This is a genomic window from Pseudoalteromonas sp. 3J6 (genome assembly GCF_903995135.1).
In the GTDB taxonomy this organism is placed as follows: domain Bacteria; phylum Pseudomonadota; class Gammaproteobacteria; order Enterobacterales; family Alteromonadaceae; genus Pseudoalteromonas.
This window is the reverse complement of sequence record NZ_LR877185.1, coordinates 2,960,416-2,985,974: the sequence shown is the minus strand read 5'-3', so window position 1 is coordinate 2,985,974 and position 25,559 is coordinate 2,960,416. Positions and strand designations below refer to the sequence as shown.

Here is a 25,559-nt window from a genome sequence, read left to right as displayed (position 1 = left end):
TTAAAAATCATTAAAAAGCCCTAGCTTTAATTGCTAGGGCTTTTTTTGTGGTATCGCTTTTAAACGGTGAGTTTAAAATTTAGGGCACAAAGCGTGGCTAAAGCCTTTTTCGGTTAGCAAAAAAGCGGCGCTTGGCGTCGAAAATATATATTCTTCATGAAGAAGAAACGCGATTGTTCCTTTTATTTGCTCACCTTGATGATCTGAGGCATTGCTAATTAATTGTTCAGGATCTAACTGGCTTGGAGTTGGAAAGTTATTATAAAGATGCTTAAAAATTAACGTAGCAATCGTGTTAAAGGTATCGTTATTTTTCATTTTTCAGAGCCTTAATTTATATGTGCAGCAGTAAACTGGCTGATTTAAATATGATTTTTCAAATAATAACACATTAAAATAGGTGCGTGATGACTCTGCTTTTTTAAGCTTTAATTTTGCAAGCTACTGCTTTCATTTATAAAAGTGATGAGCAATTGTCATACTTATCCTGCTTAAAAGTAGTTTGTGTGTTGCTGGTGTGTTGCGCAAAATCATAAAGTGTAATTGAAGAGTTGTAAAAATACGTTATCATTGTAAAACAACATGTAAAATCAAGCAGGTACTTAGCTCACGCTGACCAAGTTCGAGTTAATAATATCAACAAGGCAAGCAAGGACAAATTATGACACCTATGAAACCTTTAGCACTGGCAGTGGCTATGGTTGTTTTTTCACATCAGGCACATGCAGATACAGATCTTGATAAAGTTAAGCAGCAATTAAGCAGCTTACAAAAACAAGTGGAAATGCTGCAAAAGCAACTTGCAAAAGCAGAGCAAAAAAGTGAAAAATCAATCGAGCGCACCATTGAAGAGAAAGAAGATATAGCTGAAGTTAAAGTAGCTAAACATGAACACAAGCCTCAGGGAATTAAAATTGGCGGTGCTGTTCGAACCAACTACAGCCATACTTCGTATGATGACGATAATAAAAATCGCGGCGGCGATTTTGACTTTGATATTTTTCGCTTAAATTTCTCAGGCGACGTTGGTGATGTAAAGTTAAACGCTGAAATTCGCTTTTTTGATTATATGACCGCTGTTAAATACGCTTATGCAGCTTACGATTTTGCTGATGATTGGCAAGTTCAAGCAGGTATTACCAAGGTTCCTTTTGGTAACTGGCCATACAACTCACATAACTACTTTTTCAGCACTAACTATTATGTTGGCCTTGAAGACGACCACGATTTAGGGGTGTTATTTAAGCGTAAGATTGCTGATAACTGGCAGCTTGATTTGGGCTTTTTCAAAAATGATGAATTAGGTGGTGTTGATGGTTATGTAGATAACCGCAGCGATCGCTATTCTTACGACATTGTTGGCTTTAGAGAAGCGGGAGATGGTGTTTATGCCGAGCCAACTAATGCTATAGGCGAGTATAATACGTTCTCAGGCCGTTACGGCTACCACCTAGAACATGAAGGTGGTAAAACTGAAATAGGTGTGTCGGCACTTGCTGGTGGCTTGCATGACGGTGTTGACCGCGCAGGTGACTACAACGCGTGGGCATTACATTTAAACAGTAATATGGGCCCTTGGAACTTACAACTTCAACACGGTGAATATAACTACGATATTGATAACGTAAACCGTATTGCTGTGGGCGCTTACTCGTTTTACGACAGCATGGCGGCAGAGGCAACAATGTCGAGTGCAAACGTAGCATACAGTGTACCGGTACAATGGGGCGCGGTAACAAACTTACAGTTTTACAACGACTATAGTGCAATTTACGACAAATCAGACAACAGCAGAGATACGTGGATGAACGTAACCGGTTTCTCGGTAGCTGCTGGTGGTTTATTTACTTACTTTGACTTAGTTCATGGTAAAAATATGCCATTTGTTGGTGGTTCATTAGCGGGCGATAGCAGCGAAACTGAGCGTCGCTTCAACATTAATATTGGCTATTACTTCTAAATCAATATTCAAAGCACACGCCTAGACATTGGCGTGTGCTTATGTTGTTTAAAAAAATATTTTTGCTCTACCTATTTAGCACCTACAAATTGATAAATCTTTAATCAACTTCTAGTATAAAAGTTCAAATGGAATAAAATAAATAATCCATATAGCTTAGCTGGAGGCTAGACATCGATGATTGTAGTTAATGAGCAGGTGTTATCTGATGTAAACAAAAACTTTGTTATCCCACCAAAACCACAAATCTTAAATGATCTTGAAATATTAGCATCTGCACAGGAGCCCTCGCTCTCAGACGCCGCAGAAATCATCGCTAAAGATGTTGCTATTGCATCAGCTATTCTAAAGATAGTTAATTCACCTGCTTATGGCTTAGTTCGTAGTGTGTCAAATATTAAACAGGCTATTATGTTTTTAGGGTGGAATGGCATTGAAGCTTTAGTACCTAGCTTAAAGCTAAAGCAAATGTTCGCCCAAAAAGAATGTTGCATTAGTTTGGAGCGTTTTTGGGATACCGCATCAGAAATTGCTGATGTAAATATGATTATTGGGCAACGTATAAAAAACAATGTTCCCGTTGAGTACTTGTATACGCTGGGTTTATTTCATGATTGTGGCATTGTGCCGATGGCAATTAAATTCGATAATTACGTGAGTGCTTTACATACTTCAAATAATACCCATAAAGAAAGCTTAATAGATATAGAAGAGCGTTTATATGGAACTAATCATGCCACTGTGGGTTACTATTTAGCGACCAGCTGGCATTTACCTGTAGATATTTGCCAGCTTATTTTACGTCATCACGATTTGAGTATGCTAAGTGATATAACTGGAAGTAATCAACAATTGTGTTACAGCGTTTTGAAAATGTCTGAAAATTTGGTTAATAGTGTTTTACGCGGTGACACCACTAAAGATTGGGATGACATAGAAAAACAAGTTTTAGCAACATTAAATATGTCAGAAGACGATTATATTGATGTGCAAGAAGAGGTGATTGATTTTTTGAACTGTTAGACGTTTTTAGCAGCTTAAAGTCTATAGGTTAGTTTTTTTCACTTATTGGTTTGTTTTTAATCGTTTGTCGGGATTAAGTAAACACTCTAAAGTTTAGTTGTCGGCAACAAGCACGACTAACCAAATAGGAAATTAATCATGAAACGCTCACTTATCAAAACCATCGCTCTTGGCTCTTTATTAACTTGCTCAGCTGCTGTAATGGCTGATCAAAGTGATTACAAGTTAATGGTTATTGAAGAAGCTAAAACAGCTCCTCAAGAATTCGAAGTTGCATTTAACGATTGTGCATTAAATGTAAAATCAAAAAATTACAGCCAAGCTGAAGAAATTTGCTCAAAAGCAATTACTTTATTACAGCAAAGCACTGGCCCTCGCTTTAAAGTACGTGAGCTTACGTCATTTGCTTTAAGTAACCGTGGTGTAGGACGTTTAATGGCTAAAAATGAAACAGCTGCATTATCAGACTTTTACGAAGCACAACAAATGTCTGGTAACGAGTTAGTGTCGCACAACTTAACGCGCGCTAAGCAAGACCTCGCACTGTAATATCTATTACCGATTCAAAAAGCCCATGCTGTTTTAGCATGGGCTTTTGCGTTTTTAGGGTTAAACACTAGTTAGGATTATTTAGCATAATTTGGGTCAACTGTTTTAGCCCTTTACCTTTGTTAGTTATTTTCCATGCAAGGTATAAGTCTTGAGGTGGACGTGGTTCGGTAAGCTCCACAACATGCAGTTTGTTAGCTTTAACATACTCAGCAATAAGGTTCTCAGGTAAATAACCAATGCCAATAGCGGATAAAATAGCGGTCATTTTTTGGCTTACAGAACTTACATAAAAACGTTGATTACCTTCGATTAAGTTAGCTGACCACGGAATACTTTGTTTTGCTGAATCATGCACTATAACCGTGGTGTATTGACCAAGTTCGCTGGGTTTAACGGGGCTTTTTACTTGTGCTAACGGGTGGCTAGGGTGAACCACTAATACATTTTGAATATCGGCTATTTTTACCGCTCTGATCCCCTTTTGATTAGGTACAGGCGCCGGTGCGCCAATCACTAAGTCAACGTCATCCTCAATTAAAGCCTCCCAAGTGCCATTGAGTACTTCTTCTTTAATGTCTATCTCGATATTTTTATGCTCATTTAAAAATAGCTGTAGATTTTTGAATACGTCACTTATGTCAAAAATAGAGTCATAGGCAATACGTATCCGTGGCTCCCAGCCATTAGCTATGGTTTGTGTTTGCTCCGATAAATTATTTATAGCATTGAGTACTTTACGCCCCTCGCTTAGTAAATGTTTACCTGCGGGGGTCAAAACCGCTCTCCGACCTTGGCGCTGAAACAAGGTTACATTTAATTGCTCTTCAAGTTTATTAACAATATACGACAAGGCTGAGGGTACTTTATTAAGTTGCTCTGCAGCGGCTGCGTAACTGCCACGATGCTCAATGGCGTCCAGTACCAGTAAAGCTTCTATGCTTATAGGGGGTGTATTCATAATGATACCCAATATTAACTGTTCAAAATATTTGAACATATAGAGCAAATAATAGGAGTTATTTAATTTTAATTCAACTTATACAATAGCTGCATACTCAATTGGAAATATACAGGTTAAAACTATGACGATTAAAAATATTACAGCTGCCATCACAAAAACTGAACAGTCTTTTGCAACACTACCATTAAGGCTTATTGCAGGATTAGTGTTTAGCGCTCATGGGGCACAAAAACTGTTTGCGTGGTTTGGTGGCTATGGCTTGGAAGGCACAGGGCAATGGATGGAGTCGATTGGCTTAGCACCGGGCTATTTAATGGCATTAATGGCCGGTGGCGCTGAATTTTTTGGTGGGTTACTACTCATCGTTGGTTTGCTGGTGCGTCCTGCGAGTTTTGTACTGGCTATCACTATGGTAGTTGCTATTTTTACCACACACATAGATAACGGTTTATTTATGAGCAATAACGGTTATGAATTTGCGTTATCGCTGTTAGCCATTACCCTAGCTTTACTGATCCAAGGAGCTGGAAAGCTATCCCTTGATGGAAAAATTCATAACAAATTAAATCAATAAGCTGATCACATAAGTGATTGAACTTTAAGCTGCCAACCTGCGTAAGGTTGGCACACTCTATAAACTAAGGAGACGGACATGGGATTACTTGTTAACGGTGAATGGGTCGATAAATGGTATGACACTGAAAAAAGTGACGGTAAATTTGTACGCCAAGATAGCCGCTTTAGAGATACGATTTCATCAGCGCAAAACAGTAAATTTAAACCAGAAGCGGGTCGCTATCATTTATATGTATCCTTGGCTTGCCCTTGGGCGCACCGCACCATTATATTTCGTAAATTAAAGCAGCTCGAAGACATTATTTCTATGAGTATTGTTGAAGCACCCATGATGGAAAACGGCTGGGAATTTGGCGAGCAGGGCGATCCACTTTATAACTTAGATTACGCTTACCAATTGTATTTAAAAGCCGACCCTAGCTATGAAGGGCGTGTTACCGTGCCTATTTTATGGGATAAAAAAACGCAGACTATTGTAAACAACGAATCAATAGAAATAATTCGCATGTTTAATAGTGCGTTTAATGAGCTTACTGGTAACACCGACGATTATTATCCAGATGCGCTACGTGAAGAAATAGAAACAGTGAATACCCGTGTTTATAACACCATTAATAATGGGGTGTATAAAGCCGGTTTTGCTACAACTCAAGAAGCTTACAACGAAGCTTATTTTGCCTTGTTTGATAGCTTAGATTGGTTAGAAGCACGATTAGCAAAACAGCGTTATTTAGTAGGCGACACACTCACTGAAGCCGATTGGCGATTATTTACCACACTTATTCGCTTTGATGCGGTGTATCACGGGCACTTTAAATGTAATCGAGAAAAGTTAACCGAATTTCATCATCTTAGTAACTACATTAATGAGCTTTACCAAGTACCTGGGATAAAGGAAACGGTCGATTTAGAATACACAAAGGTGCATTACTACGTAAGTCACGTAACCATTAACCCAACGCAAATTGTGCCTTTAGGTGCTAAACACACCTTTGACGCTGCCCATGATCGAGACCGTCAATACTAAATGACGCAGAGATAACGTATAGGAAAAAATATGCTTACTCATTACCCAAAAAATAGCTTAGGCCATGCAGACCATGGTTGGCTTAAGTCAAAGCACCATTTTAGTTTTGCGAATTACTATAATCCTGCGCGTATGGGGTTTGGCACTTTGCGTGTAGTTAATGATGACTGGGTAGCCCCAGGTATGGGGTTTGGTGCGCACCCGCATAGAAATATGGAAATTATTAGTTTTATCCGCAGTGGTGCCATTACTCACCAAGATAGTATGGGCAACAAAGGGATCACCGAGCAAGGTGAGGTGCAGGTAATGAGTGCAGGCACCGGCATTACCCACTCAGAATATAACCTAACAGATGAACCACTAACGTTTTATCAAATTTGGATTCAGAGTAATCAACATAATGTTGAGCCGCGCTGGGAAAGCAAGAAGTTTCCTACACAAGCTACAAGCACCCTTAGCTTACTGGTTTCGGGTTATCCAAAAGATGCCGATAGTGCACTTTTTATTAATCAGCAGGCGCGTATTTACGGTGGCAAGCTGGCAAAAGGCACGTCAATAACACAGCCGATTGATCATCAAGCCTACGTATTGGCATCGGCAGGGGAGTTTAGTATTAATGATGAGTCAGCCTCAGTTAACATGAATAAGGGTGACGGCGCAGAAGTTACACAGACTAAAACCATCACCTTAACAGCGACCACTGAGTGTGAATTGATTATTATTGATAGCAAAAGTTAAGCGCAATTTACGTGCGCTTAACTTTATAATTGTTACTTGCTCATACTTTAAAGCTTTCCACTTGCGATTTCATTTGCTTATATAAGGCCGATACATTTTTAGATTGTTGCGTGGTTTGCGTGGAAATTTGTTTCATTTGTGCAGATTGCTCTTTTAATGACACTAAATTTCGATTTATTTCGTTAGCCACATGTGACTGCTCTTGTGTAGCTTGTGCGGTTTCAGTCGACATTTGCTGTACTTTTTCAAATGCGTGAGTCAGGCTATTAAAAATGGTAATTACTGAGTCAAAGTTGGTTAAAGTGGTATTGGCATTAGTTTGGCTATTTTTAATCGAATCAGACGACGCTTTAACATTGTCATTTAAGCGTTGGATCATGGTATCAATTTCGTCTGTGCTTTGTTGAGTTCGTGTGGCAAGCGTTCTTACCTCATCAGCTACTACAGCAAATCCACGGCCTTGCTCGCCAGCTCTAGCGGCTTCAATCGCTGCATTTAAAGCTAATAAGTTTGTTTGCTCTGCAATATTACGTATCACTTCAAGAACAGAGGTTATATCTGTAGAGCTACTTTCTAGTTCAACCGAATTCGCTAATGCTGACTTAATATCGTTAGCTAAATCTTCAATCGCTTTGCCTGACACATCAATAGCTTGAACACCTTGCTTTACCTGCTCGCTAGATATATCGGCTTCCTGCGCGGTATTTTTTGCAAGCTCTGCCATTTGTTGATTGGCCATGTCCATCTCATGGCCCGCACTAACTATTGACTCAGAGGCATTAGCAAGTTTTTGGGTTACTTCCATCGCGGTATCAGATACATCATTTAAATCACCCGTTACTGCACCAAGTTGGCTTGATTGCTGCTGAATATTTTTTATTATTGTTTGTAAATGGCTCAAGAAGTTATCAAATTCATTGCTTAAATCAGCTAATTCGTCGTGTGATGTAGTGTTAATACGCTGGGTTAAATCGCCATCGCCAGCGGCTATTTCTTTAATACGAAGGGTAATATTATTGATATTATCGGTTAGCTTTTTCGGAATGTAATAGCCCACACCTAAAGCGACAATAAAGGCAATAATAATCACAATAAAAACAATTTTTTCAAAAAGTTGAATGCTATGTTGTACGTCTTGTTTTACCGCTCTGGCATGTGTGCGTGCCTCTTCGCCCGCAACATCAAGTATATTTCTTAATTCGTTAAAGCTTTTATCAGCTTTTGCTAAATTATTATCAATTAAAGCGACTTGCTTTGCAGGAGTTGAGTAAATCAAGGCTTTACTTTGCTCATACCATTGCTGGTAAAGCTGATCGAAGTTGGCATATTTTTGTGTTAGCTGCGGCTCGTCAATTAAATAGCTACGATAACTATTAAAGCGACGTATAACTTGGGCTGCGTTTTCTTCAAATAATTTTTGATTTTGTTCTAAATCACCATGTTGGTTTACTATTTTTTGTTTTGCAAGCCGGGCTTGGTATATATCTCTATCGGCATTTAGTACCTCTGAAATGGCTTCTACATAACGCCCTAAACGCTCAGCCCCCACTTTATCTTGCTGTTGTTCATTAGTATAAGCGCGAAGCTCTTCGCCTGCCTGATCCATCATTTCGCGTATTTTTATAAATTCAGGTTCAGATTTATTTAAATCACTTTGCATTTTACCTTGCGAGTGATTGGTATTAATGAGTGTTTTACTATGATTGACCCATTCATTATACAAAGGCATAAAGCTGGAAAATGAATCATGCTTTGCGAGTAACGCTTCTTCATCTTTTAAATAGATTAAGTATTTGTTAAAGCGATCCTTTACTTGCTCTGCGTTTTCTAAAAACTCTGTTTTATTCGTCTCACTATCGCCAGTTGCGCTGAGTAAATTTTCGAGTGCAATACGTGCTTGATATATGTCTCTGTCGGCATTGAGAATAACAGTAACAGCTTCAAAAAAGGTTTCTGTTTGCCTTTTCATAGCGTTGTCTTGTATGTAAGTAATCGAAGCTATGGCAACTAGCAAGCCTGCAAGGATCAGTGCTAAAAAAGCGATTGGTAAAATGACTTTAGTTCTAATTGAATTTATTCGCATGTTTCAATCCTTGTTATCTTACTGTATCTATAGTAAATGTTAGTCATATAGTGGGACTTATGCCAAGCAGTTGGGTAAATTAATTGGGTGTTTTTTATATGCTGCAAGTCCGTATAACATTACTATTATTTTTTATTGGTTTTATTATCCTTGTACGGCATATTCCCTTAAAATATGGCTAATTGGTTCATTTTTATCAAGGAATTCTGCTGTTAATGAATTCAATTCAGCCTAGTATATTTGGCCGTATCTTTACCCCGCATCGCTTTGTCGATATAAACCAACAAGGTTTAGTGATCAGCAATAAAACACAAATAACCTCATTGAGTTGGTGTGATTTAACGTCGCCCATTAGCTATGAGTATGGTGCGCTTGGGCAAACACTGCGCTTTAATACAGACTCTAAGCATTATCGTATTTGGATGAGAGCCTATGGCAGCAATAGGGCATTTAAAGCGCATACCGATATGCTATGGGTTAAAAGCAATATTGCAGTGCTCAACGAAGTGTTAAGTAAAATAAACCACTTTGCTCACACTCAGTTTTTGCGCCAATCATATGTGACTGATATAAAAAAACAGGTAGATGAGCAATGTAAACGTTGGCTACCTTGGATAAAAAGCAGCGATGTTTTAACACCAGTAAGCACACAAATAAAATTGCTTGAACAATACAGCCAGTGGAGTGATGCACTCACTCGTTTTTTTCAGCATAAATATACCCAGTCTCAATTAGAGCGCTATAACGATTTTTTTAATTGTGTTGAAGCAAATCCACTCACAGAGCAACAACGCCGAGCTTGTATAATAGATGACGACAATAACTTAGTGCTAGCAGGGGCAGGAACAGGAAAAACCAGTGTGTTGGTGGCCAGAGCGGGCTACTTGGTTAACAGTGAACAAGCTAATTACGACGATATTTTATTACTCGCCTATGGTAAGCAAGCTGCTTGCGAAATGGATGAACGAATTAAACAAAAGCTGGGCACTGAGTCCATTAAAGCGGCCACGTTTCACAGCGTCGGCTTGACTATTATTAGCGAGGTTGAGGGCAAGCCACCTAAAATATCTAAACTTGCTGAAAACGAAAAAGCTAAAATAAAATGGGTTGAAGGATGTTTTGAATCGCTTGCCAATGCTAAACCACAATATGCTAAAGCACTGGTAAATTATATAAATAACACTCTTAATGACGTTAAAGGCGAGTTTAAATTTAGTGCTGCAAAGCCTAATCATATAGCGCTTTTAAAAGAGATAAAATCTGGCGGTCATTTAACCAAGTTAGCTACCTTATTTAGCCAATTAATCAGCGTGTATAAAACCGCAAATATAACACTTGAGAGCGATTCAAAGCAGATACAGCAAGCCTGGAAATTATTAAAGCCGTTGTTAGCCAACTATAACCATTATTTACGCACGCAGGGCGAAATAGACTTCGACGATATGATTATTAAAGCCCTCGATTATGTAAACACTAAAAAGTTTACATCGCCTTGGCGTTATATCATGGTGGATGAATTTCAAGATATATCACCGCTGCGAGCTACACTTGTAAAAGCACTGCGCGATAGTAAATCTAATAGTTCACTGTTTGCAGTAGGAGACGATTGGCAAGCTATTTACCGTTTTAGTGGTGCAGATATGCGACTTACTACCGAGTTTGCCGCACATTTTGGTTTTACAACACAAACTCTATTAGATAGGACCTTTCGCTTTAATAATAAAATTGGCGAGGTTGCTGCAGGTTTTATTATGAAAAACCCAGCGCAGTTAGCTAAAGACATTCACTCAGTTGCAAAGGTAACTAAGCCCGCCGTTAGCGTGCTAAAAACATTGAAAAGTGGCTCAGCTAAAAACACCAAAATAGCGGAGCTAAATAATGGCGCAATTAAGCATTTACTACAGGGGATTAAGGGTCATTCAGGCAAGCCTGTTACTGTGTATTTACTTGCACGGTTTCGATTTCAGTTACCTTCACTGGCCGATATAAGTGCTTTACAGCAAGAGTTTTCAGCATTGCATATTGAGTGTGATACGTTTCATGGCTCAAAAGGCAAAGAAGCCGATTATGTCATTATATTAGCAATGAATGGCGGAGCGTTTGGATTCCCGAGCACTAAGCCAACGCCTCAAATTTTAGAGGCATTATTACCCGCAAAAGATAATTTCACACATAGTGAAGAGCGTCGCTTATTTTATGTAGCGCTTACTCGCGCTAAACATAAGGTCTACATAATAACTGATGATAACAACCCCAGCTGCTTTGTTGATGAACTTATAAACGAGCATAAAATCGAAGTATTTGAGTTAAAAAATAAAGCGGTCTTTAAAGGTGTTACAAAAACTGCTTGATACTGTTGCTCAAGTAAGCGTCAGAGTGTCAAATTATAGGGCTCATACGTATTAAAAAAGCCCACTTTGGGCTTTTTTAATACGTTATATTCAACTTATGGCAACGGCAAGTTGATGATACAAACCAATCCCAACAATAACATTAAATGGAAAGGTGACACCTAACGAGCTAAGCATGGCAAGACCAATGTCCGCTTTGGGAATAGCGGCTTTTATAGCAGCAGGTGCGGCAATGTAAGAAGCACTCGCCACTAAGCTCCCCAGAATAACCACTGAACCTAATTCTAAATTTAGCAAGGTGCCAACCATAACGCCAATGGTGCCTAAAAATAACGGCGTAATAATGGCGAAGGCAGCCAGTTTCCATTGCTGCCAAGGAAAAGGGCGAAGCGTTTGTGCAGCAACCAAGCCCATTTCGAGTAAAAATAGCGCCAGCACTACTTTAAAGCTACTGGTAAGTAAACTCGTAACTTGGCTACCCTGTTGGGTGCCATACATCATACCGATAATTACACCGCCAACGAGCAAAATCACACTCTTATTGGTAAGCGTTTCGTGCCACAGTGCTTTTAACGATAAGTTGGTGTTTTCGCTGTGTGCTTTGTCGAGCTTACGATACAACAGTAAACCTACAATAATGGCGGGTAATTCAAGCATAACTAGGTACAAGGTAACTTCTGCGCCCACTTCTAATTTAGCCGATTCGGCATACGCTAATGCTACCGCAAATGTACCAGCACTAACCGAACCATAGTGGGCAGCAATGCTGGCGCTATTCGCTACGCTTAGCTTAACAACGTATTTTAAAATAGGGTATAAAGTGAGCGGAATAAGCCCACCAAGTAACATAACCGAGGCCATTTCTGGGAGTAATTGCCAACTTAAATTGCCATGCAGCACCATGCCACCTTTAAGACCTATGGTAAGCATGAGTAGTAAGCTGAGAGTGTCATACGTCGCTTTGGGAATAGCTAAATCAGAGCGAAGGATACCCGCTGCTAATCCTAAAATAAAAAACATTACTACAATATCAGGCACGCTGTTCTCCTCTTTATTACTAATTTAATTTGTTAAGCGGCGCTATTATAGGCAAATCTTTATATAGTAAATAATAAAATGAATGCTAACATCCTATAGATAAAAACCTATGAGGTGCATATGAATATAAGGCAACTTTCCTTCCGACTTCTTGAAGTATTTATGAGTGTAGTAAAAACCGGCTCTATAAGCGAAACCGCACGGAGGCTTCATTTGACTCAGCCTACGGTTTCTTTACAAATTAAACGCTTACAAGAAGCGGTAGATGAACCGTTAATAATTATGCAGCAACAAAAGTTGCAAATAACCGAAGCTGGTATGGCCTTATTTAGGACTTGCCAACAGGTTTTTGGTCATTTTGAAGATTACCAAGATTACTTAGCGGAGCTAAAAGGGGGTGAACGTGGACGATGTAAAATTGCTATGGTTAATACTGCCCAATATATTTTACCTAAATTGTTAGGCCCATACAGTAATGAACATCCGCATGTAGAGCTACCACTTGAAATAGGTAATCGTTCAGCCGTTTTAGCACGCTTTGAACGGGGAGAAGACGATATTTATGTATTTAGTCACCCGCCATCTTTAGAGCATGCCCAGGCTGCTAGATTTCTACATAACCCTTTAGTGTTTATAGTGCCACTAAATCATCCATTAGCCGATAAAACCGCACTTAAACTGGCTGATTTAGTTCCGTATCGTTTTTTACTACGTGAAACAGGCTCCGCAACGCGCATGTTATTTGAAAGCGAGCTGCAAAGTAGAGGGTTGGTATTAAGTGACAGTGTGCAAATGGCCAGTAATGAAGCCATTAGAGTGGCGGTAGCTTCAGGTATGGGGATTGCGGTGCTTTCTCAGCATGTGCTGCCTAAAGGTGATAATAGCTTTAAAGTGCTTAATGTTACCGACACTACTTTAGCCAGTCATTGGTATTTTGTGGTGCGTACAGACCGACACATATCACATGCTGCACGCAGTTTTTTAAAGTTTGCCGAGCAACACTTAGAGCTTTATTTAGATGAGAAGTGGGTGCGAAATGAGTTAAGAGGGCTTAATTTGAAATAAAAATAAGCCTTAGAGACAATCAAATATTAACTGGTATCAAAGTTGCTTAAGTTATTTCAGTTAAAGCATATAACGATTAAAGTAAAAATGGATTTGAGCCAATGACTTCAATAACCTTTAAAAATCAATATAGTAGTTATAATACTCCCGTTAACAAAGTGGCAAAATCGAGTGACGTTCTGCCAACATCTGCCGCTGCGGCAACAACCAGTACCGCTGAAAACCAAGCAACCCCTAATTTTATCGCTAAACCAGAAGACAAAAGCTTTTTAGAAAATGCCCAAGAGGCATTAATTTATCAACGTTTAGGTGTCGATAAAGAAACTATAGCTGAGTTAAAAGCAGCAATAGAAGCCTTGGCAGAAGAACTAGGAGAGGAAGGGGTTGATGTAGATGCCATAAAAGAGCAGATTGCTGAATTACAAAAAATGTTAGAGCAAGAATTCGAAAAAGGCACGGAGCGAATGGCAATGCAACCAACACATGAAAAAGGCAAGCTAGTAACCGCATTAGCTTAGATAATGGCATGTTGAAAGCTTATTTATTTCTGACTTTAAATAGATCTTAAGTGATTAACGCACAAAGAGGGTGAAGAGGCGCTACGCTTTTAGAGAAGTAAATTAAACCAAAACTTATATGGCTTCTCATTTACTCCTCATTCGCTTCTCTGTGTTCAAATAGGGTTTAATGAATTATGCACAAAGAGGGCAAAGAGGCGCTGCGCTTTTAGAGGAGTGTACTACACGATAACTTTTTATGGCTTCTCATTTACTCCTCATTCGCTTCTCTGTGTTCAAATAGGGTTTAGTGAATTATGCACAAAGAGGGCAAAGAGGCGCTGCGCTTTTAGAGGAGTGTACTACACGATAACTTTTTATGGCTTCTCATTTACTCCTCATTCGCTTCTCTGTGTTCAAATAGGGTTTAGTCAATTATGCACAAAGAGGGCGAAGAGACGCTTCGCTATTAGAGGAGTGCTCTAAACCATAACTTTCATCTGTAACCAAAAAACCAAGCAGGGGCTTATAAAAAGTAATAGCATGCCCACACTCAGTAAGTTACCTCTAAAAAGGTTAAAATCATCAAGTATTTTGTGCCACTTATACTTAAATAAATATCTGCCCACAACAATATCTAAACTAAGCATTATTGTTAGCCAAACAAAACCCACATTTAAACAATCTAAGTACGAAATAGGGTTAACCCATGGCAAGGTCAGCCAAGTAATGGCATAAATAATCGCAGTGCCCAAAAGTAAGCTGAGTGTTTTAGCGCGTTTTAGAGCGTAAAATCGATGTAAAATCCTTACTCTAATATTGCCATTAATTATCTCAGCTAAAGCGAGTAATAGGCCAACGGCGAGTGTTTTTAAAAGCATGTAAACCTCCTGGTGCTGATCATGTTAATTATTAACGATGACCTTACCTAATTTATAGCTATAACGCATAAGGTGCTGCTCACCATTTTTAGAGATTAACTATCGTTATCAGTTGTTATTATGTGTCATTTTTTATAAGGTGAACTTTGCTTATAAAAATAACAATAGGAACGCCGTCATGAAAACCCTTGAACAACAGCTCGGCCAGTATGGTTTGTACCATCGCTCTAAACGAAATGTATTAACCCATTTTTTTGGTATTCCACTCATTGTGTTTGCCGCTTTATGCTTACTCGCCCGAATTGAAATTCCTATTGCTAATTTTAGCATTGATGGCGCGCAAATTTTTGTATTAGCCTCTGTGGTTTACTATTTTATGCTGAGCTTTTCGCTTGGTTTAATCATGGGAATTATTTTCACTTTATTACTGGTAGCTGCCCAGCCAATTGCCGCAATGGCATTAATACCTTGGTTGGTAATTGGAGTTGGGGTGTTCGTGTTTGGCTGGATATTACAGTTTATTGGTCATTATTTTGAAGGTAAAAAGCCCGCTTTTGTTGATGATTTAGTAGGCTTAATTATTGGCCCTTTGTATGTCACTGTTGAGCTACTATTTTTAATGGGCTTTTACAAAAACTTAGAACAGCAAGTGAATGAAATAGCGGGTCCAACTAAAGCATAACCAGTCAAAGAATATAAGGTAAACCATGGATTATAATAATAAAACAGTGTGGATCACCGGCGCATCATCAGGTATTGGAGAAGAGCTTGCAAAACAATTTGCAGAGCAAGGTGCAAAGGTTATTTTATCAGCGCGAAATATCGATAAACTCAACCAAGTAAAAGACGAGTTAAAAGGCGAGGGGCACCGTGTTATCCCGCTTGATTTATCAAAGCCCGAAATGGTACTGCAGGATGTATCGGAGAAAATAGATAGCTTAGGCCCCATTGATATTTTAATTAATAACGGTGGCGTATCGCAGCGTAGTTTATTTTTAGAAAACGACTTTAAAGTGTATCGCCAACTTATGGAAGTAAACTACTTTGGCTTAATTGCACTCACTAAAGCGGTATTACCTTCAATGGTAGCGCGTAAAAGCGGCTCTGTAGTGGCTATTAGTAGTGTGGCAGGCAAAGTAGGATCTAAGTTCAGAACCGGATATTCAGGCAGTAAATACGCTGTAGTAGGCTTTATGGATTGCTTACGCGCCGAAGTGGCAGAGCACAATATATATTGCTTAACTATTTGCCCAGGCTCAATTAAAACGGCGATTGCCCATAACTCATTGAACGAGCAAGGGGAGGCGCAAAACAAACCCGAACCTTCGATAGAAAATGGTATGAATGTGAATGTAGCTGCATCAAAAATGCTCACTGCAATCTACAATAAAAAAGACGAAGCTGTAATAGGCCAAGGGTTAAGTGGTTGGGCACCGTTTATAAAACGGTTTTTCCCAGGATTATTTAATCGCTTAACCGCTAAGGTGGAATATAAATAACTAAGTACAGTACTTAAACGCCAGCATTTAGCTGTTTAGCGCAATGCTGGTTCGTGCTTAGCTTTATGGCTGTTTTTGTACCTTCCAAGGTGGGTTTAATCGATTTTCTCCAGCTTTGTAGATCTTAATTTTATTTCCTGAAGGGTCTTTTAAAACCGCTTCCTTCCATAGATACCTTTGCTCTGTGGGTTGCTGTTCGAATACGATCCCTTTTTTGATTAACTGCTGGCACAATTGCTCAAGGTTATCGTTCTCAAAATAAATTACAGAATGATTTTCAAAAAATTCACTTTCTAAAGATAATGAAAATGTAGAGTCACCTTCAGGGCAACTAAAACGTGCATAATGAGGTGTATCAACGATTTGGGTAAAGCCAAGTGTGCGATAAAAACTCACCGCTTCATTCATATCTTTGACTGGCAAAGTTACTTGATTCAGATTCATTCAAACTCCCACTTCAAAAAAATAGATAAATTTATATGGATTTACTCTCGCCCTGGCTCATGTCCCTCATAACGAGGAAGCTGAGCATCTAAGTCTTCCCAATTAGCTTTTGAGGTGATGAAATTATGCGATATTGGTCGCTCTGTTATATCGCAGGTTAACGCGCCTAATCGAAGGCGATATCTTTGAGGAGATTGAGCGTTAGCACTATAAATTGGAGCGCCGCAGGTTTTACAAAAGTACTTACGTTTACCTTCACTACTTTGGTAAAAAGTAAGTGTGCCGTTGTAGTCAGTTAATGTCAGATCGCTGGCATTAATAAATCCATTAGTAGCAAAAGCACTGCCACTGGCCTTACGACAAAGCGAACAATGACAATGAATAATATCAGTAACTTTACCATTAATTGAAAAGTTGATTGAGCCGCATAAACAACTACCTGTGTACATCTGTATTCCTTGATTTAATTATAATTTTTTCATTATATTGCATTTTTTTCCAGTAAATTTTTGATGCTTTATGGGTTAATTACACACTTTACTAAAAATGCTTTCCTCGCACTCACAAAATCATCAGCGCTTTAATATTCTGCTACTTAAAACAATGCATCAACTCTTTTGGAGTAGATTAATAATTCCACTAATTAACGTTAATGTAAATAATTGTTTACGTGAGTTTTTAGGTGGGTTATGAGCATAAGTAAGAGAAGGCAATAATTCTATGAGTATAATGAGCTGTGCTCAATTAAAAGCTGGTTACGATGGAGGTTAAGTTGGGGAATTATCTGGTTGGGCTTAAATGAATTTAAAAAAGGATGTTTGTAAGTATTAAAACCCCGCGTTTTTAACGCGGGATTGGTTTGAATTGGTAGGCTATATGTTTACTTGGCCTTTTTGGCTTCGAGTGCTTCTATTTCATTCCAGATTTTTTCAGCCTCGTCAGTTAATATCGCATAGCTTTTAATATCGCCTTTTCTTTGTGCTTGCATGCCTTGCTCTAATTTTGCATCGTACCCTTTACGCAATTTTTTGATTGGATCTGGCTTTAAAAATGAAAACATCAACACCCTCGTTGTTTATTAGCTAATTACAGTAACAGTACGCAGTTAAGCTGCAAAAAGTTTGCTGTTACTGTAATTAGATGTATTAAATGACTACTTAGGATCTAGTCGCACAATGCCCTGGCCATCTAATCCAAGGTGAATAGTACCATCATCACCTTGGGCTAGGCTGCGAATACGGCCAATACCTTCAAGTAATTTACTTTGTTTAACGACCTTACCATCTGCTATTTCTAATACGCTAACAAAGGCGTATTTCATTGAAGCGAGTAAAAATTTACCTTTAAGTTCAGGGTATTTATCACCTTTTACTAGCAACATGTCTGAAGGAGCGATAGACGGTGTCCACTGTAATATGGGCGCTTGCATGCCCGGTTTTTCGGTTAAATCGGTAAACGAGGTGCCGCTGTAGTTAATACCGTAACTCACCACGGGCCAGCCGTAGTTAGTTTTAGGTTTAATCATATTAAGCTCATCGCCACCACGGGGGCCGTGTTCGTGTGCCCAAAATATACTATTGTCACCATCGAACCACATGCCTTGTGGGTTACGATGCCCATAAGACCAAACCGCTGGTTTTGCACCTTTTTGGTTTACGAAGGGGTTGTCAGATGGAATTTTACCATCGTCGTGTAAACGATAAATTTTACCGCCATCACGGCCTAAATCTTGTGGGTTAATATCTCGCGAGCCGCGATCGCCAATCGAAAAATACACATAGTTTTGGTTATCAAACACAATACGGCTGCCATAATGCTGACCTTTTTTAGAGTTATGCTCACCTTTGTATAATTGTTGTGACTCAAGTAGTTGGCTGTGATCGTTACTTAGCTTTGCACGCATAAGTGCGGTGTTACTACCTGCGCCATCGCCTTCACTGCTTGAATAAGTAATATATAGCCATTGATTATTAGCAAAATCAGGGTGTAGCTCTAAATCAAGAAGCCCGCCTTGGCCGTTGGCATCTATTTTTGGTAGGCCAGTGATTTTAGTTAAGCTGGTGGAGTTATTACGAAGTAAATAAAGGATACCGCTGCGCTCGGTTATTAATAAGTCACCGTTTGGTAGAGCCTCAATAGCCCACGGAATCGAAATTCCTTGGGCAACAGTTACCGGTTTTACATTAAGCGCTAATTTATCCAGTTCTTTAAAATCAACTGCATAAGTACTGAGGCTGGTGAGCCCCGAAAGTGCAAATGCACAACTGATTTTGGCAAGTGTAGAAAATTTTTTACGCGTTGTTATTTTGTTCATAATGGCTTCCAAAATTAACTAAATTTTAACTACCTTAGCACGCTATTTATCATGGTGTTAAGTATTTGGGATAAATACAAGTGCACGCAATTTAATCGTTGTCCATTGGGTACTTGAGCCTTGTTAACCTTTAAATATCGCTCTAGAAAAATTGAATAATTACTCTAATAGAGTTGAAATTTAAAAATTCGAGCGTACACTTGTGCGCTGAAGTTTGGACTTACACGTGTATGCTCAAATATAAAACCCAGCAGAAACTAATGGGTAGTCGATTTAAATAGAGAATTTATAACCATGTTAACTCCGGTATTAGATCAATTTTCAAAATGGTTTTTACACCATCAAAGCTTTGCAGCTTATATTGAGCCAATAATTCAAGTGTTTAAACCTGCGTGGCGCGCTGACCTTTTTCGAGCCAAGGTTGTTGATGTTCAAGCGCTAAGCGGGCAATTTTTAAGTATTTCACTTAAACCAAGTAACAAGTGGCCTATACATATTGCTGGTCAACACATTAGCTTAACGGTGGAAGCTAATGGACGTTTGCTTACTCGAGTGTTTACTTTGGCATGCAGCCCCGCACAATATAAGGCGACAGGTTTACTTCGTTTATTAGTAAAAACAGATCAGCAAGGTCATTTTACAAGCCAATTGCAAAATGCATTAGCGGTGCAGCCATGGTGTAATATTTCTCCACCAAGTGGCGACTTTGTATTTAAAAGCTGGCACAAACCCAGCACGTTTATTGCTGGTGGTTCGGGAATTACGGCTATGCTTGCTATGCTTGATCAGCAGCTAGGTAATACTGAGCATCAGATAAAATTAATTTACTTTGCTAAAGCAGGTGAGCATCAATGCACTAATGAGTTAAAAATGCTGACACAGCAATATAATCATTTTTCTTACGTACTGCTTACACGGGATCGAAGCCCATATTTAACTACTCATATAAATACGGACGATAATCCTGATATATATTGCTGTGGTCCTGCTGGCTTTATGCAAGAAGTTGCAGATTTTACTCGTCTACTTAATTTAACCTATTACCAAGAATCGTTTGCTCTATCCATGCCTAAATTGACTGACGACAATCATTTTTCAGTAATAATAAATAAAGACACGCATGTAGTGACTAGTAATGAGGTGCTATTAAACCAGTTTGAAGCAAAAAAACTCCCTGTGCAGCGTGGTTGCGGCATTGGTATTTGCCATCAATGCCAATGCATTAAAAAGTCGGGAGTGGTGCGTAATTTAAAAACTAATCAATTATCAGATACTGGCGAGCAGTTAATTCAACTGTGTGTGAGCCAAGCCGTTAGCGATTTGGAGTTACAGCTATGACAACTATAAATTATCAACAGTTAGCCGATGATTTAGATGAAATTAAAATGTCGACATTAGCTACAGTTGGGCAAAAGGATGCAAACTATATTCGTTCTATTGTGCGTAAGCAGCGGTTTTGCGAAATAGGCGGACGGATTTTATTGATGCTTGGTTTTGTACAGCCATTATTGTGGGTAGCGGGTGTTTTATTACTTGGTTTGGCTAAAATTCTCGACAACATGGAAATTGGCCACAACGTAATGCATGGTCAATACGATTGGATGAACGACAAACAACTTAACTCTAAAAGCTACGAGTGGGATATAGCCTGCGATGGCCAAAGCTGGAACCGCGTTCATAACTTTGAACATCATACTTACACTAACATTATCGGAAAAGATCGTGACTTTGGTTATGGCTTATTAAGGTTGAGCAATGACTTTAAATGGCGGCTAAAAAATACATGGCAGTTTATTACCTATTTAAATTTAAGCGTGCTGTTTCAGTGGGGCGTGTCGTATCATGAGCTCGCAGGCGAGCGAGTCTTTATAGGTAAAAAGAAACCAAACCGTAAAGTCGCTGTAGCGCATAGCACTTTAAAAAAGCGCTTTTTTAGTAAAGGGGCGCGCCAACTAATTAAAGACTATGTGTTATTTCCAGTTTTGGCGGGACCACTGTTTTTATGGGTATTAAGCGGTAATTTTTTGGCAAACTTAATTCGTAACCTATGGACCTCAACCATTATTTTTTGTGGTCATTTTACCGAGCAAACCCATACCTTTTATGAGCAAGACTGCAAAAACGAAAGCCAAGGGCAGTGGTATTATCGCCAAGCGCTGGGTTCGTCAAACATTAAAGGGGCGCGTTGGTTTCATATTTTAACTGGGCATTTAAGCTTTCAAATAGAGCATCATTTATTTCCTGATATGCCGTCGTCGCGTTATCAAGAAATTGCGCCTAAAGTGCAAGCAGCATTACAAAAGCAGGGGATTGCTTATAATACTGGCGGATTTTTTCACCAATACACCTCAGTATTAAAGCGTATATTGCGTTATTCGTTTAAATAGAGGCTAATAAAATAGCCGCCATCATAATGTACGCATTAATTAATCAGCTAACTATAAAATGTTAGCTGATTATTGCATTAAAAGGTTGGCAAGTGCTTTATTGATTAAATAATCATCAGTACATGCAAAAAATTCTTCTAATTAATTTAAAAACAGCTCGTTTTGCTATGGTTAAATAGTAGCTGGTTGTCATACAATGGAGAAAAATAGACCACACAAGAGAGAATAAAAATGGCAGCATTTGGTACTGTGTTTATGCCGCAGATGATTCAAGCTAAGTTTTCTGACAATCAGTGGGGCGAAAGCTCAATTGTTCCTTGCGATAAGCTTGAGTTGCATGCAGGTGCGCACGTTCTTCATTATTCAAGTACATGTTTTGAAGGGTTAAAAGCCTTTCGTCACGAAGATGGCTCGGTTAATATTTTTAGAATGGACGCTAATATTGCGCGCATGCAGCAAAGTTCTGAATTGTTGAGTTTACCTGCTGTTGATGGCGAGATGCTAAAAACAATGATCATCGATATTGTTCGTGAATACGCCGATGAAACGCCGCTTCCTCCTGGTTCTATGTATATTCGCCCAACCCACATTGGTACAGAAGCTGCCATTGGTAAAGCGGCGGCACCGTCAATGAGTTCGTTGCTTTATACGTTATTATCGCCAGTGGGTGATTATTTTTCAGGTGGTGCAACTGCGTTACGTGTTTTACTTGAAGAAGATGGTATGCGCTGTGCCCCGCACATGGGTATGATCAAAAGCGGTGGTAACTATGCCAGCGCACTTGGCCCAATTTCAGCAGCACGCACTAAATATAAAGCCGACCAAATTTTATTTTGCCCAGGCGGCGATGTACAAGAAACCGGTGCCGCAAACTTTATTTTAATTGATGGCAATGAAATCATTACTAAAGCACTCGACAGCACATTTTTACACGGTGTAACCCGTAATAGCATTTTAACCATAGCTAAAGATTTAGGTATGACGGTTAGCGAGCGCAACTTTACTGTCACTGAGCTTTTAGAGCGTGCAGCAAAACCAGGTACTGAGGCAGCACTTTCAGGCACTGCGGCAGTATTGACTCCAGTAGGTACGTTTATCCATAACGATAAAGAATACAAAGTAGGTAACGGTGAACCTGGGCCAACAACGGCACGCTTACGCCAAGCATTGAACGACATTCAATGGGGTAAGAGCGAAGATAAACACGGTTGGTTAACTAAAATCTAATCGGGTTCTAGGGTCTGTTGACCTTTGCGGATTAAAATTTGTTCAAACTAGGGGCGGTTTAATCGCGGCGCGAGGTTTGTAACCTAGTGGGCTAAGTAAAAACCGAGCAACAAAGAGTAAATCGTCCCTAGGCAGAACCCTTCGGGCAGCGCCTGTTTGGCATTGATGCTGCGTTATCGCCTATTTATGGGGAATAACCACACCACATAGGCTCTGCCTTGCCTAAATACCAAACAGACTGCTGCAAATTTAACCTTGAAAGATCAACAGACCCTAATCTATTAAAAAGCCACACTATTTAGTGTGGCTTTTTGGTTTAAGCTACAGCTTAAAACTTCATTTCAATTTTGCCGTATACATAACGGCCATTAAAACCAAATGGTGAAAAGCCCGAGTACGAGAACAAGCGAGAGAAAGTGGTTACATCGCTCACCAGCTCACGAGTTGGATCTGGGTATACATCAAACACATTATTAGCGCCTAAGCTAAGAGTAAGGTTATTATTAAGTGCATAGGCAACATCTAAATCGGTGATCCATTTAGGTTCTAACACTTCGTTACGCTCTGGGTTTTCAGACGGGTCTTGTGTTTCACCGTAGCGAGTGCTGCGAAGTGTGGTGCGCCATTCGTTAAGTGTCCATGTTGCGCTAAGGTTGTATTTATTGCGCGGTGTGCTCACTTCAAAACGACGTAGCTCGTTACCCGAGAACAAATTATCTTGCTCAACCCCAACATTTTGTAATTGTGCTGGTGGGTCAATAATATCGGTGACTTGGTTTTTACCGTAGTTGTAACCTAAGTTAAAAGTTACATCACCGTAGTTGTCGGTGATTAAATTATAAGAAGCCACGACGTCAACGCCACGGGTTTTGCTATCAATCGCGTTTAAGAAAAATCGACCTTGGTTAGCGCCGGTGCCCTCAAGTAAGCTTGCAACGCCTGCGCCCGATAAGTTATTTGATAACACAATACGGTCATCAATTAATATTTGGTAGTAATCAACAGATAAGCTGAAGTTGAAGTCGGTTGACCACGTAAAGCCTACCCCGTAGTTAGTAGCTTCTTCTGCGTCTAAACCTGGTGAACCCAATGCAACGGCAACATCGCTGCTTGGCGCAAAGGTACCTGTTTGTGTAGGTTCGCCATCTACAAATACAGTCGCTACCGAGGTAAAGTATTGCTGTTGTAAAGAGGGCGCTCTAAAGCCGGTTGATACAGAGCCGCGTAGTGCTAAGTCTTCTGTAAGTGTATAGCGGGTGGCAATTTTACCATTAAGCGTGTCGCCAAAATCAGAGTAGTCTTCGTAACGCGCGGCGATGGCAACATTCCAGTTATCTGTAATAAAGGCTTCTAAGTCAATGTAAAGGCTAACATTGTGGCGGCTGTTGTCACCCGCAGATTCAGGTGTGAACCCCGGGAACACTTGTGAACCTGCAGAGCCGAATGGGCCATTAACCGGATCGGTCACGGCACCACCTGGGCCAAAATTACCACGCGCATAAGAGGCTTCTTCACCTGCTTGAATTTCATACCCTTCGCGGCGATACTCAGCGCCCACTGCCACGTTAATTCCGCTGGCTAAAAAGTCAGCATCAATCTCACGGCTAAAATCAAGATTAATAGTCAGCTGATCGTAAGTTAGCGTGCCGGCATCAAAACTGGTTTGGCTACTTGGCCCATATGAAGTGTTTAAACTATTAATAACACCAAAGTTAAAGGCATCTTGGCCATATACAGCAGAAGCATCGTAGTTCCATTCATTAGCAAAGCCTTTCACACCTAAAGCCAATGAAAAGTCATCAATGTCTGAGGTGATCACCGGCAAAAAGCCATCAGGGTATATTTCTGTAACGTTACGGCTGTCTTGGGCGCGACGATAAAAACCACCGCCTTCGCCTTCACGCTTGCTGTAAGAGCCAAACGAGTAGAGCTCAGCATCGTTAGTTAGCTGATAACCTGCGTTGTAAAACAGCGCAAAGTCTTCAACAGTGCCGTTGCCAAAGTTATGGTTGTAACGATCCCATGTGAATTCGCGTGGGTCGAGAGAGCCATCAGGTAAACGAGCGTAGTTTTCGCGTTGGTCGTAATCAGAGCGGTTGGTAGAGCTGCGATCGCGATATTCACTAGAAATACTCAAAAAGCCGTTATCGCCTAATTCAAACCCCATATTACCTTGCAGAGTTAAGGTTTGGCCGTCGGTAAGCGAGCGGTCGCTGCCCTCAGTAAAAGCTAAGTCACCATTTGCGTCCTCAGAAACCGACTGTAACTGCGCGACACCGTCCATATCGGTAATATTTGCACCATATACGGCACCCAAACTACCCCCACTGCTATTGCTTTTAAGGACGATATTAATCACCCCGGCAATAGCGTCTGAGCCATATTGAGCTGCGGCGCCGTCGCGTAATACTTCAATACGTTCAATCGCGTTTGCAGGTATGGCGTTTAAATCAACCGATGACGAGCCTCGACCCGTTGAGCCGTTTAAATTAAGTAGCGCGTTACTGTGGCGACGTTTACCATTTACGAGCACTAGGGTGTGATCAGGGGCTAAGCCACGCAGTTGAGCGGGGCGTACATGATCGCTGCCATCGGTAATTGATGGTTGGGGGAAATTAAAACTTGGTAATAACGTACTTAATAGTGCATTGGTTTCTGTTTGCCCCGAACTTTTTAAGGCATCATTACTAATAATATCAATAGGAACAGGGCTATCTTCAACTGTGCGGCCTAGTCGGCGAGAGCCAATTACACTAATTTGTTCAATGTTTTCTTGCGCCTGAGTCTCTTGCTCAGCAGCGTTAGCCGTCCATGAGCCTACAAGTGCAGCGGCGATACTTAAAGTGATGGTCTTTTTTGCTGTAAATAGCGGTGTAATTTGCATAACTAATTTCCCTCATTCGATGCTCTTCAGGTGGTTTCAATATAGTGTTTGT

24 protein-coding genes are annotated in these 25,559 nt (G+C 39.9%); 14 read left to right on the top strand and 10 right to left on the bottom strand.

Annotated features, from left to right (window positions below; translation table 11 throughout):
* Positions 1-72: 72 nt before the first annotated feature.
* Positions 73-318 (bottom strand): hypothetical protein, encoded by a 246-nt coding sequence (locus P3J6_RS13470; RefSeq protein ID WP_198523291.1) that lies wholly within the window; start codon positions 316-318, stop codon positions 73-75.
* 343 nt (positions 319-661) lie between these two features.
* Between P3J6_RS13470 and P3J6_RS13465 the strand changes: the two genes are divergently transcribed.
* From P3J6_RS13465 to P3J6_RS13455, 3 genes are all read left to right on the top strand, one after another.
* Positions 662-1,960 (top strand): porin, encoded by a 1,299-nt coding sequence (locus P3J6_RS13465; protein ID WP_198523290.1) that lies wholly within the window; start codon positions 662-664, stop codon positions 1,958-1,960.
* A gap of 177 nt (positions 1,961-2,137) precedes the next feature.
* Complete coding sequence (locus tag P3J6_RS13460; protein ID WP_178956195.1) at positions 2,138-2,983, top strand: HDOD domain-containing protein; 846 nt, start codon at positions 2,138-2,140, stop codon at positions 2,981-2,983.
* 138 nt (positions 2,984-3,121) lie between these two features.
* Positions 3,122-3,532 (top strand): hypothetical protein, encoded by a 411-nt coding sequence (locus P3J6_RS13455; RefSeq protein ID WP_010390302.1) that lies wholly within the window; start codon positions 3,122-3,124, stop codon positions 3,530-3,532.
* Between the two features lie 67 nt (positions 3,533-3,599).
* Here P3J6_RS13455 and P3J6_RS13450 read toward each other — a convergent pair whose 3' ends face one another.
* Positions 3,600-4,493 (bottom strand): LysR substrate-binding domain-containing protein, encoded by an 894-nt coding sequence (locus P3J6_RS13450; protein WP_138607418.1) that lies wholly within the window; start codon positions 4,491-4,493, stop codon positions 3,600-3,602.
* Between the two features lie 124 nt (positions 4,494-4,617).
* Here P3J6_RS13450 and P3J6_RS13445 point away from each other — a divergent pair, with 124 nt between their 5' ends.
* From P3J6_RS13445 to P3J6_RS13435, 3 genes are all read left to right on the top strand, one after another.
* Positions 4,618-5,070, top strand: a complete 453-nt coding sequence (locus P3J6_RS13445; protein WP_010390297.1) for a DoxX family protein — start codon at positions 4,618-4,620, stop codon at positions 5,068-5,070.
* 78 nt (positions 5,071-5,148) lie between these two features.
* Positions 5,149-6,099, top strand: coding sequence for a glutathione S-transferase family protein (locus P3J6_RS13440; RefSeq protein ID WP_198523289.1), 951 nt, complete (start codon positions 5,149-5,151; stop codon positions 6,097-6,099).
* A 30-nt stretch (positions 6,100-6,129) separates the two neighbouring features.
* Positions 6,130-6,837 (top strand): pirin family protein, encoded by a 708-nt coding sequence (locus P3J6_RS13435; protein WP_198523288.1) that lies wholly within the window; start codon positions 6,130-6,132, stop codon positions 6,835-6,837.
* 40 nt (positions 6,838-6,877) lie between these two features.
* On the opposite strand, the gene P3J6_RS13430 is transcribed toward P3J6_RS13435, so the two are convergent.
* The gene (locus tag P3J6_RS13430) at positions 6,878-8,920 is read right to left on the bottom strand and encodes a methyl-accepting chemotaxis protein (protein WP_138607410.1); all 2,043 of its coding nucleotides are present in this window, start codon (positions 8,918-8,920) and stop codon (positions 6,878-6,880) included.
* Between the two features lie 215 nt (positions 8,921-9,135).
* Between P3J6_RS13430 and helD the strand changes: the two genes are divergently transcribed.
* Entirely contained in the window at positions 9,136-11,271 is a 2,136-nt protein-coding gene (gene helD, locus P3J6_RS13425) for a DNA helicase IV (RefSeq protein WP_198523287.1), read from the top strand.
* Positions 11,272-11,361: 90 nt separating this feature from the next.
* On the opposite strand, the gene P3J6_RS13420 is transcribed toward helD, so the two are convergent.
* On the bottom strand, positions 11,362-12,309 hold the full coding sequence (locus P3J6_RS13420; RefSeq protein WP_138607406.1) for a sodium-dependent bicarbonate transport family permease: 948 nt from the start codon (positions 12,307-12,309) through the stop codon (positions 11,362-11,364).
* A gap of 120 nt (positions 12,310-12,429) precedes the next feature.
* Between P3J6_RS13420 and P3J6_RS13415 the strand changes: the two genes are divergently transcribed.
* A complete protein-coding gene (locus P3J6_RS13415; protein ID WP_138607404.1) occupies positions 12,430-13,374 on the top strand; it encodes a LysR family transcriptional regulator in 945 nt (314 codons plus the stop codon).
* Between the two features lie 101 nt (positions 13,375-13,475).
* Positions 13,476-13,892, top strand: a complete 417-nt coding sequence (locus tag P3J6_RS13410; protein ID WP_055012600.1) for a hypothetical protein — start codon at positions 13,476-13,478, stop codon at positions 13,890-13,892.
* Between the two features lie 461 nt (positions 13,893-14,353).
* On the opposite strand, the gene P3J6_RS13405 is transcribed toward P3J6_RS13410, so the two are convergent.
* The gene (locus P3J6_RS13405; RefSeq protein WP_198523286.1) at positions 14,354-14,752 is read right to left on the bottom strand and encodes a hypothetical protein; all 399 of its coding nucleotides are present in this window, start codon (positions 14,750-14,752) and stop codon (positions 14,354-14,356) included.
* Positions 14,753-14,930: 178 nt separating this feature from the next.
* Between P3J6_RS13405 and P3J6_RS13400 the strand changes: the two genes are divergently transcribed.
* Positions 14,931-15,434: an Mpo1 family 2-hydroxy fatty acid dioxygenase gene (locus P3J6_RS13400; RefSeq protein WP_054201066.1), complete on the top strand. Its 504-nt coding sequence runs from the start codon at positions 14,931-14,933 to the stop codon at positions 15,432-15,434.
* A gap of 25 nt (positions 15,435-15,459) precedes the next feature.
* On the top strand, positions 15,460-16,251 hold the full coding sequence (locus tag P3J6_RS13395) for an SDR family oxidoreductase (protein ID WP_198523285.1): 792 nt from the start codon (positions 15,460-15,462) through the stop codon (positions 16,249-16,251).
* A gap of 63 nt (positions 16,252-16,314) precedes the next feature.
* On the opposite strand, the gene P3J6_RS13390 is transcribed toward P3J6_RS13395, so the two are convergent.
* The 4 genes from P3J6_RS13390 to P3J6_RS13375 all read right to left on the bottom strand — a co-directional run bounded on the left by P3J6_RS13390 (position 16,315) and on the right by P3J6_RS13375 (position 19,009).
* Positions 16,315-16,695: a VOC family protein gene (locus tag P3J6_RS13390; protein WP_198523284.1), complete on the bottom strand. Its 381-nt coding sequence runs from the start codon at positions 16,693-16,695 to the stop codon at positions 16,315-16,317.
* A gap of 41 nt (positions 16,696-16,736) precedes the next feature.
* Positions 16,737-17,144, bottom strand: coding sequence for a GFA family protein (locus P3J6_RS13385; RefSeq protein ID WP_054201063.1), 408 nt, complete (start codon positions 17,142-17,144; stop codon positions 16,737-16,739).
* Between the two features lie 431 nt (positions 17,145-17,575).
* On the bottom strand, positions 17,576-17,755 hold the full coding sequence (locus tag P3J6_RS13380) for a DUF6435 family protein (protein ID WP_198523283.1): 180 nt from the start codon (positions 17,753-17,755) through the stop codon (positions 17,576-17,578).
* A gap of 93 nt (positions 17,756-17,848) precedes the next feature.
* Positions 17,849-19,009 (bottom strand): PQQ-dependent sugar dehydrogenase, encoded by a 1,161-nt coding sequence (locus P3J6_RS13375; RefSeq protein WP_198523282.1) that lies wholly within the window; start codon positions 19,007-19,009, stop codon positions 17,849-17,851.
* Positions 19,010-19,303: 294 nt separating this feature from the next.
* On the opposite strand from P3J6_RS13375, the gene P3J6_RS13370 reads away from it, so the two are divergent.
* From P3J6_RS13370 to P3J6_RS13360, 3 genes are all read left to right on the top strand, one after another.
* Positions 19,304-20,347, top strand: coding sequence for a flavin reductase family protein (locus P3J6_RS13370; protein ID WP_198523281.1), 1,044 nt, complete (start codon positions 19,304-19,306; stop codon positions 20,345-20,347).
* Positions 20,344-21,396: a fatty acid desaturase family protein gene (locus P3J6_RS13365; RefSeq protein ID WP_198523280.1), complete on the top strand. Its 1,053-nt coding sequence runs from the start codon at positions 20,344-20,346 to the stop codon at positions 21,394-21,396. Before P3J6_RS13370 ends, P3J6_RS13365 begins: the two co-directional genes overlap by 4 nt.
* A 225-nt stretch (positions 21,397-21,621) precedes the next feature.
* Complete coding sequence (locus tag P3J6_RS13360; RefSeq protein WP_304644689.1) at positions 21,622-22,623, top strand: branched-chain amino acid aminotransferase; 1,002 nt, start codon at positions 21,622-21,624, stop codon at positions 22,621-22,623.
* A gap of 328 nt (positions 22,624-22,951) precedes the next feature.
* On the opposite strand, the gene P3J6_RS13355 is transcribed toward P3J6_RS13360, so the two are convergent.
* The gene (locus P3J6_RS13355; RefSeq protein ID WP_198523279.1) at positions 22,952-25,507 is read right to left on the bottom strand and encodes a TonB-dependent receptor plug domain-containing protein; all 2,556 of its coding nucleotides are present in this window, start codon (positions 25,505-25,507) and stop codon (positions 22,952-22,954) included.
* Between the last annotated feature and the right edge of the window lie 52 nt (positions 25,508-25,559).

Excerpts from the sequence above, each read along its gene's own strand:
- P3J6_RS13435 (WP_198523288.1), top strand. The coding sequence starts at position 6,130 with ATGCTTACTCATTACCCAAAAAATAGCTTAGGCCATGCAGACCATGGT.
- P3J6_RS13375 (WP_198523282.1), bottom strand. The coding sequence starts at position 19,009 with ATGAACAAAATAACAACGCGTAAAAAATTTTCTACACTTGCCAAAATC.
- P3J6_RS13365 (WP_198523280.1), top strand. The coding sequence starts at position 20,344 with ATGACAACTATAAATTATCAACAGTTAGCCGATGATTTAGATGAAATT.
- P3J6_RS13465 (WP_198523290.1), top strand. The coding sequence starts at position 662 with ATGACACCTATGAAACCTTTAGCACTGGCAGTGGCTATGGTTGTTTTT.
- P3J6_RS13400 (WP_054201066.1), top strand. The coding sequence starts at position 14,931 with ATGAAAACCCTTGAACAACAGCTCGGCCAGTATGGTTTGTACCATCGC.
- P3J6_RS13440 (WP_198523289.1), top strand. The coding sequence starts at position 5,149 with ATGGGATTACTTGTTAACGGTGAATGGGTCGATAAATGGTATGACACT.
- P3J6_RS13470 (WP_198523291.1), bottom strand. The coding sequence starts at position 318 with ATGAAAAATAACGATACCTTTAACACGATTGCTACGTTAATTTTTAAG.
- P3J6_RS13430 (WP_138607410.1), bottom strand. The coding sequence starts at position 8,920 with ATGCGAATAAATTCAATTAGAACTAAAGTCATTTTACCAATCGCTTTT.
- P3J6_RS13390 (WP_198523284.1), bottom strand. The coding sequence starts at position 16,695 with ATGAATCTGAATCAAGTAACTTTGCCAGTCAAAGATATGAATGAAGCG.
- P3J6_RS13385 (WP_054201063.1), bottom strand. The coding sequence starts at position 17,144 with ATGTACACAGGTAGTTGTTTATGCGGCTCAATCAACTTTTCAATTAAT.
- P3J6_RS13415 (WP_138607404.1), top strand. The coding sequence starts at position 12,430 with ATGAATATAAGGCAACTTTCCTTCCGACTTCTTGAAGTATTTATGAGT.
- helD (WP_198523287.1), top strand. The coding sequence starts at position 9,136 with ATGAATTCAATTCAGCCTAGTATATTTGGCCGTATCTTTACCCCGCAT.
- P3J6_RS13395 (WP_198523285.1), top strand. The coding sequence starts at position 15,460 with ATGGATTATAATAATAAAACAGTGTGGATCACCGGCGCATCATCAGGT.
- P3J6_RS13370 (WP_198523281.1), top strand. The coding sequence starts at position 19,304 with ATGTTAACTCCGGTATTAGATCAATTTTCAAAATGGTTTTTACACCAT.
- P3J6_RS13410 (WP_055012600.1), top strand. The coding sequence starts at position 13,476 with ATGACTTCAATAACCTTTAAAAATCAATATAGTAGTTATAATACTCCC.
- P3J6_RS13380 (WP_198523283.1), bottom strand. The coding sequence starts at position 17,755 with ATGTTTTCATTTTTAAAGCCAGATCCAATCAAAAAATTGCGTAAAGGG.
- P3J6_RS13460 (WP_178956195.1), top strand. The coding sequence starts at position 2,138 with ATGATTGTAGTTAATGAGCAGGTGTTATCTGATGTAAACAAAAACTTT.
- P3J6_RS13355 (WP_198523279.1), bottom strand. The coding sequence starts at position 25,507 with ATGCAAATTACACCGCTATTTACAGCAAAAAAGACCATCACTTTAAGT.
- P3J6_RS13450 (WP_138607418.1), bottom strand. The coding sequence starts at position 4,493 with ATGAATACACCCCCTATAAGCATAGAAGCTTTACTGGTACTGGACGCC.
- P3J6_RS13445 (WP_010390297.1), top strand. The coding sequence starts at position 4,618 with ATGACGATTAAAAATATTACAGCTGCCATCACAAAAACTGAACAGTCT.
- P3J6_RS13405 (WP_198523286.1), bottom strand. The coding sequence starts at position 14,752 with ATGCTTTTAAAAACACTCGCCGTTGGCCTATTACTCGCTTTAGCTGAG.
- P3J6_RS13455 (WP_010390302.1), top strand. The coding sequence starts at position 3,122 with ATGAAACGCTCACTTATCAAAACCATCGCTCTTGGCTCTTTATTAACT.